This is a genomic window from Caldicellulosiruptor diazotrophicus (assembly GCF_017347585.1).
GTDB classification, from domain to species: Bacteria; Bacillota; Thermoanaerobacteria; order Caldicellulosiruptorales; family Caldicellulosiruptoraceae; genus Caldicellulosiruptor; species Caldicellulosiruptor diazotrophicus.
The window spans coordinates 2,136,075-2,142,500 of the sequence record NZ_AP024480.1; the positions used below are offsets into that span (position 1 = coordinate 2,136,075).

Annotated in this window: 3 protein-coding genes and 2 rRNA genes (1 of these 5 cut by a window edge); all 5 read right to left on the reverse strand. The window is 35.4% G+C overall.

Features of this window, described 5'->3' with window-relative positions:
• Positions 1 to 4: 4 nt before the first annotated feature.
• Entirely contained in the window at positions 5 to 973 is a 969-nt protein-coding gene (locus tag CaldiYA01_RS10215; protein ID WP_207179377.1) for an ABC transporter permease, read from the reverse strand.
• Positions 974 to 1,194: 221 nt separating this feature from the next.
• Complete coding sequence (locus tag CaldiYA01_RS10220) at positions 1,195 to 3,009, reverse strand: sensor histidine kinase (RefSeq protein ID WP_207179379.1); 1,815 nt, start codon at positions 3,007 to 3,009, stop codon at positions 1,195 to 1,197.
• Between the two features lie 7 nt (positions 3,010 to 3,016).
• On the reverse strand, positions 3,017 to 4,564 hold the full coding sequence (locus CaldiYA01_RS10225) for a response regulator (RefSeq protein ID WP_207179381.1): 1,548 nt from the start codon (positions 4,562 to 4,564) through the stop codon (positions 3,017 to 3,019).
• Between the two features lie 532 nt (positions 4,565 to 5,096).
• Positions 5,097 to 5,213 (reverse strand): 5S ribosomal RNA (gene rrf, locus CaldiYA01_RS10230).
• A 70-nt stretch (positions 5,214 to 5,283) separates the two neighbouring features.
• Positions 5,284 to 6,426: ribosomal RNA gene (locus CaldiYA01_RS10235) — 23S ribosomal RNA — on the reverse strand (it continues 1,829 nt past the right edge of the window).

Sequence of the window (6,426 nt, forward strand, 5' to 3'; positions counted from 1 at the left end):
TTGATCAGAATAGAGCATAATCTGGTTCCACTTTTTTTACTATTTTATTCGCTATTATCACCGTAATAAATCCCATCACAGATTGATATAAACTCGCAGCGGCAGACATTCCAATATCTGTTGATGACATTAAGGACCTGTAAACAAATGTATCGATAATATCGGCCACTTCAAGAAGAATTTGATTATTTTTTACTATTTGATAAAACATCCCAAAGTCACCTTTAAATATTTGGCCTAATGCCAATATTAACATGATAACCATCGTTGGTCGCAAACATGGAATAGTAATATACCTAATTCTCTGCCAAATAGAAGCACCATCAATTTCTGCTGCTTCATACATCTCCCTATCAATGCCTGTAATTGCTGCCAAGTAAATGACTGAGCCATATCCTGTATTTTTCCATATCCTTAATAATACTAAAAACAAAGGAAATATAGACTGATTACTGTACAAATCAAAAGGTTCCGCACCTATCGACCGCAAAAAATTGTTTAATACTCCATATTCAAAACTAAAAATATTAAGAACAATCGCTGCTACAATAACCCATGAAATGAAGAAAGGAAGAAGCATTGCAGACTGGCATATTTTTTTGAAATACCTACCACTCATTTCACTAAGCAAAATTGCTATCCCTACTTCTACTATCATACCGGTTAGGATGAAGGCGATATTATATAAGATTGTATTTCTTGTGAGAAGCCACAATTTATTAGATATAAGCAAATATCTAAAATTTTCAAACCCTACCCACGGACTTTTTAAAAAGCCATCTTGATAGTTGTAATTTTTAAATGCTACTATTATGCCTCCCATTGGAATATAGTTAAAAATTATTACATACAAAACAGAGGGAAGTAGCATAAGGAGCAGTATTTTGTTTTTTAAAATATTTTTCCAAAAAGTATGTACACCCACTTTTCTGTCTTTGTGAAAAAGTGAAAATGTATTGTGTGCTTTTTCCATTATTTTCTCGCTCCTTTTTAGATCTGTAAATTTTATAAATGTTACTTGTAGTTGTCTTAGTGAATTACAATTCGTATTTTATTATAAATAAAAAATTTATAAAAACATACGTACCTTTTTCTTATTTTCAGTATAAAATTATTTTATTTTAATGTATGTACTGTATATATTTACCTTTAAAATGATATATTTCAAATAACTCTAAAGATTTCTTCAAGACGTTAGACCATTTTGTGAGCTGGAAGAGTAATAATTACGGTAAGTCCTCCTAAAGAATTGTGTTCAAAATCCAAACCATATTCATTACCATAAAGAGTTTTTATTCTCTGATTAATATTTTTCAAACCAATTCCACCATACCCACTACTTGGTACTAAACCTTCTTTGAGCGCCAAGAGTTTTTCTTCTTCTACACCAATACCATCATCTTCTACAAAAATATTAATAATATTTTCTTCCCTTTTCGCCCATATTCTGATATTTCCCGTTCGTTCTTTTTTATTCATAATTCCATGCTGAATGGAGTTTTCAACTAATGGCTGTAAAGTTACCCGAGGTATTTCGTAGTCCAATAATTCTTTTGGAATTTCTACCATTAATCTTAATTGATTTCCAAACCTTTTATTTTGGATCGAAAAATAATAGTTAACATGCTCTATTTCTTCCCTTATACTCACTACTTCCGTTTCGGTTTTGAGACTCATTTTATAAAATTTTGCTAAGGATTCCACTATGTCAACAATATCAAAGCACTTATACATTCTTGCATACCAGTTTATCATGTCTAAGGTATTGTAGAGAAAATGAGGGTTTATCTGACTCTGCAAAAGTTTTAATTCTACACTTTTCTTTTCCATACCTAACCTGTATTGTTGTTCCATTAATTCTTTAATTTTATTTGCCATATAGTTATAGCTATCAATTAAACTCCCTATCTCATTATCTTCAGTTCTCAAATGAGTAAGTGGCAATATTTCACCTTTTTTAACGTTTCTCATTTGTGCAGCAAGCTTATTTATTTTATCTGTAATTGCTTTTCCATTTTTTAATGAAATAAGAAACGCCATTACTGTAGTGGTTATTCCTACAAAGGCAAACAAAAATACTTCTTGGGCTTCTTTTCTGATTTCGCTAAGAGGTATTGCTGCCACAAGACACCAATCTGTGCCTTCAATTAAAGAGGATAAAAGGAAATATTTTATTCCCTTCGTTATTACTATTCTTTCTAAAATATTATTATTTTCTTTATTTAACATGCCCTTTATGCTCATTGGAAAGAAAAGTTTCGATGTTGCTGCGACTACAATACCATCTTTGTTCTCTATCCACATAATATCATTTTTGGATGATGTTCCATTTTTAAGTATACTTATTATATCCTCTTTTTTTAAATCGCACCGTAAATAGCCTACAATTTTATTGTAATCGTACAAATCCACTATTTTGAATATGATGGAAATAGTAGATGTAATGGGCAAGTCTGTTTGTTCTAAATAGGTGTGGTCTCCTTTTAAATACTGAGAAGGAATTAAAATGTAAGAAGTAAAGGAATTGTTAATTTTTTTATACCAAAGAGAAGAATCAATATCAGATATGCTAAACACATTTCTATTATCGCATAAAACTTTTAGCCGTTCATCTACGTACAATCTGATTTTGTAAATATCATCTTTTTTCTCGTATTCTTGAATATACATTTTCAGAGATTTTGCAGCTTTAAATAATGCAAGAGGATCTTTTTCATATGTTTCTGAGTCAGACACAAGAATAGTTCTTAAATCATTATTAACAATCATTGGCAAACATTCTTGGACAATATTGTTAATCTTATAAGATAAATAGGAACAAGTTTGCTCAAAATTTTTAAATGCAGCATACTTTGTATTATACTCCAAAGTCTTTGCAATAGTCATATACGAAATTATATTTACTGCTATGAGGGGAAAAGCCATAAAACACAAGTTTAGAAAAAAGAATTTTCTCCATATACTACCTTTTAGAATTTTTTGCATTATCATTTTCATTACGTTTATCATCAAATAGTCACCTCTTTTTTTTGTTTTTAATATGGGATGGTAAAATTCCTGTAATTTTTTTAAATTTTTTGGTAAAGTAATCACTATATCTAAATCCTACTTTATTGCTTACATCTTTAATTTTTTCACTTCCACCTCTAAGAAGTTCTTCTGCTTTTCGTGCTCTTAATTCGAGTAAATACTGCTTTATGGTCTTTCCTGTGACTTTCTTGAAGAGAAAACATGCGTATGAAGTACTTAAGTTAACTGCTCTACTTACATCTTCTATACGCAATTCCGGTTTTGAATAATTTTCATTTAAAAATTCTATCATCTTGTTTACGTACTCATTCTCGTACTTCTGGAGTGCAGATACTCTGTAACGATCTATTTCTTCTATTATGATGTCTACTAATTCATCCAATATAGTTGTATCAAGTATTCTGAGATAAATCTCCAATTTTCTTTCTGCCTCTCTTTCATCCAAAATTTCTATAAGCTTGAAGAAAAATAATTTTATATCTCTTGTACGCAAATTTTCTCTTTTTCTTATTTCTAAAGCCAGGCTTTTTACAAAAATTTTTGCTTGTTCATAGTTTTTTTGATTCAGAAGATTAAAGAAGTATATCCTTTCTTTTTCTCCATAAGGAAAAGGCACATATTTTCTCTCCTCAAAAAACGCTACATATCCTGCTTTTTTTATATACGCATCTTCCAAAGCCAGTAGAGCAGCAGTTGAGGAAGAATTTATCTCTCTAATATCATAGACTATTTTCCCCACTCCTATTAGAAATTTTAAATTGTATGTTTCCAAAAAATCCTTCAATTCGTTGCAAAAAGAAATCAAAACACTCGTCCTAATTTCTTTTTTGGGACTTATTAGGTATATAAAAACCAAATGATCTTTAAGAGTATAAAATGCACAAATATTTTCGTAACATTTTTTTCTTTGTATTGTATTGAGAAAGGAATTGACCAGTGTGAGAAGATAACTCGATAGAGAAGCAACATCATTTTTCAAAAATTTTATCGCGATACTAACAGCAGTTATATTTCTTAGAACATCTGCACCCATTATTTTTTCTAAACTATAAATTTCCGAAGAATTTTGTCCACCCTCACTTAATAAAGTCCCTATCGCCAACTTAATCCAATCAAGAGTATCACGATTACCAGAAAATAACGACAAAATATGTTCTTCCTTCTCTTTTACTTGGCTTAAAGCTTCTTCGAATGCCTCTATAAGTTCAGTAGCAATTATCGGTTTTTCAACAAACCTTATTGCTCTTAATGACAGTGCTGCTTTTAGATATTCTTTTTCGGGATAAGCACTTACAAATATTATTGCAGCAGAAGGTAAGATCTGTCTAATTCTTACTGCTAATTCTATCCCATCCATATGAGGCATTCTAATATCTATAAAAATTATTTGAGGAAAAAAACTTTTGCAAAATTCTAATGCTTCCTCCGAACTTTCAGTTTCTATAATCTCAAACTTGTTTCCCCCATAACTTGAAATTATTTCTTTTATATTTTCTCGGGAAAACATCTCGTCATCAACTATTAATATTTTCATTTTTAAGCCTCCTGATTTAGTAAATCTTTGAAAACTCGCACTTCACCAAAGTAATCCTCACGAAAAAGTTATTAAATTTTATACATGAATTTTTTATCCAGATTGAGTTCGTTTTGTATTAGTTTTTTCTATTAAGCCATCAATTTTTCTATTTTATTTATTGTTTTAAACTTTAAGTCACCTTATTATACATCCTTTATAATTTTATTTTACATCTACTTCTTCTTTCTGTCATATATTTTTTTGAATCGAGAACATTAGATTAACGCAAACTAACTGAGTTTCATGATAATAAAAGAATTGTAAACTTAAATAGAATTGAAATTTCAAGGAAATGTTTTGCACCTCTTAGATTTTTTATACTCAAGCCTTTGAACATTTTTACAAGTTATACATCTTCTTATTGAAAAAGTATACACCAAAACATATACGCGAAATAACTATCGTTACTTTATCCAAACTCTTTTTTCAACTCTGTTTTATCTTGCCCCATTATTGTTAAACAATTAACATTTGGACACAAAAATAAAAAATCCGGCAGCCACCTACTTTCCCGTGCCGTCTCCAGCACAGTATCATCGGCGTTGCGAGGCTTAACTTCCGTGTTCGGAATGGGAACGGGTGTTTCCCTCGCTCTTTCGCCACCGGATTTGTTATCAATATTCATTTTTTCAAAAGCTTTTTAAGCAGCCTCGCAAGTGAATAGGAGGAAAGCTCTCTTGGTCAAGCTCCTCGGGCCATTAGTACCGCCTTGCTCAACGCCTTGCGGCGCTTACACATGCGGCCTATCTACCTGGTAGTCTTCCAGGACCCTTACCACCACTTACGGTGTGGGGTATCTCATCTTGGGGTGGGCTTCACGCTTAGATGCTTTCAGCGTTTATCCCATCCGGACTTGGCTTCCCAGCCGTGCCCCTGGCGGGACAACTGGTAAACCAGCGGTCCGTCCAACCCGGTCCTCTCGTACTAGGGTCAGCTCCCCTCAAATACCCTGCGCCCGCGGCGGATAAGGACCGAACTGTCTCACGACGTTCTGAACCCAGCTCACGTACCGCTTTAATGGGCGAACAGCCCAACCCTTGGGACCTACTTCAGCCCCAGGATGCGATGAGCCGACATCGAGGTGCCAAACCTCCCCGTCGATGTGGACTCTCGGGGGAGATCAGCCTGTTATCCCCGGGGTAACTTTTATCCGTTGAGCGACGGCTCTCCCACTTGAAACCGCCGGATCACTAAGCCCGACTTTCGTCCCTGCTCGAGGTGTCCCTCTCACAGTCAAGCCACCTTACCGCCTTTGCACTCTTACCGCACGATTTCCATCCGTGCTGAGGTGACCTTTGGGCGCCTCCGTTACCTTTTAGGAGGCGACCGCCCCAGTCAAACTGCCCACCTGACAGTGTCCCATCACTCGGTTCAGAGTGTCTGGTTAGTGCCCCAGTGCACCCAGAGTGGTATCCCACCGTCGGCTCCATGGATGCTGGCGCACCCACTTCTCTGCCTCCCACCTATCCTGTACAGGGCACACCAAAACACAGTGCCAGGCTGCAGTAAAGCTCCACGGGGTCTTTCTGTCCAACCGCGGGTAACCAGCGTCTTCACTGGTACCACAATTTCGCCGGGCACACCGCCAAGACAGCGCCCAAGTCGTTACGCCATTCGTGCGGGTCGGAACTTACCCGACAAGGAATTTCGCTACCTTAGGACCGTTATAGTTACGGCCGCCGTTCACTGGGGCTTCGGTTCGGAGCTTCGCTTTTTTAGCTAACCCCTCCCCTTAACCTTCCAGCACCGGGCAGGCGTCAGCCCCTATACCTCGCCTTTCGGCTTGGCAGAGACCTGTGTTTTTGATAAACAGTCGCTTG

What these genes read in the sequence shown, in the direction of transcription:
- CaldiYA01_RS10215 (WP_207179377.1), bottom strand. Translation starts at nt 973, where the DNA reads ATGGAAAAAGCACACAATACATTTTCACTTTTTCACAAAGACAGAAAA.
- CaldiYA01_RS10220 (WP_207179379.1), bottom strand. Translation starts at nt 3,009, where the DNA reads ATGATAAACGTAATGAAAATGATAATGCAAAAAATTCTAAAAGGTAGT.
- CaldiYA01_RS10225 (WP_207179381.1), bottom strand. Translation starts at nt 4,564, where the DNA reads ATGAAAATATTAATAGTTGATGACGAGATGTTTTCCCGAGAAAATATA.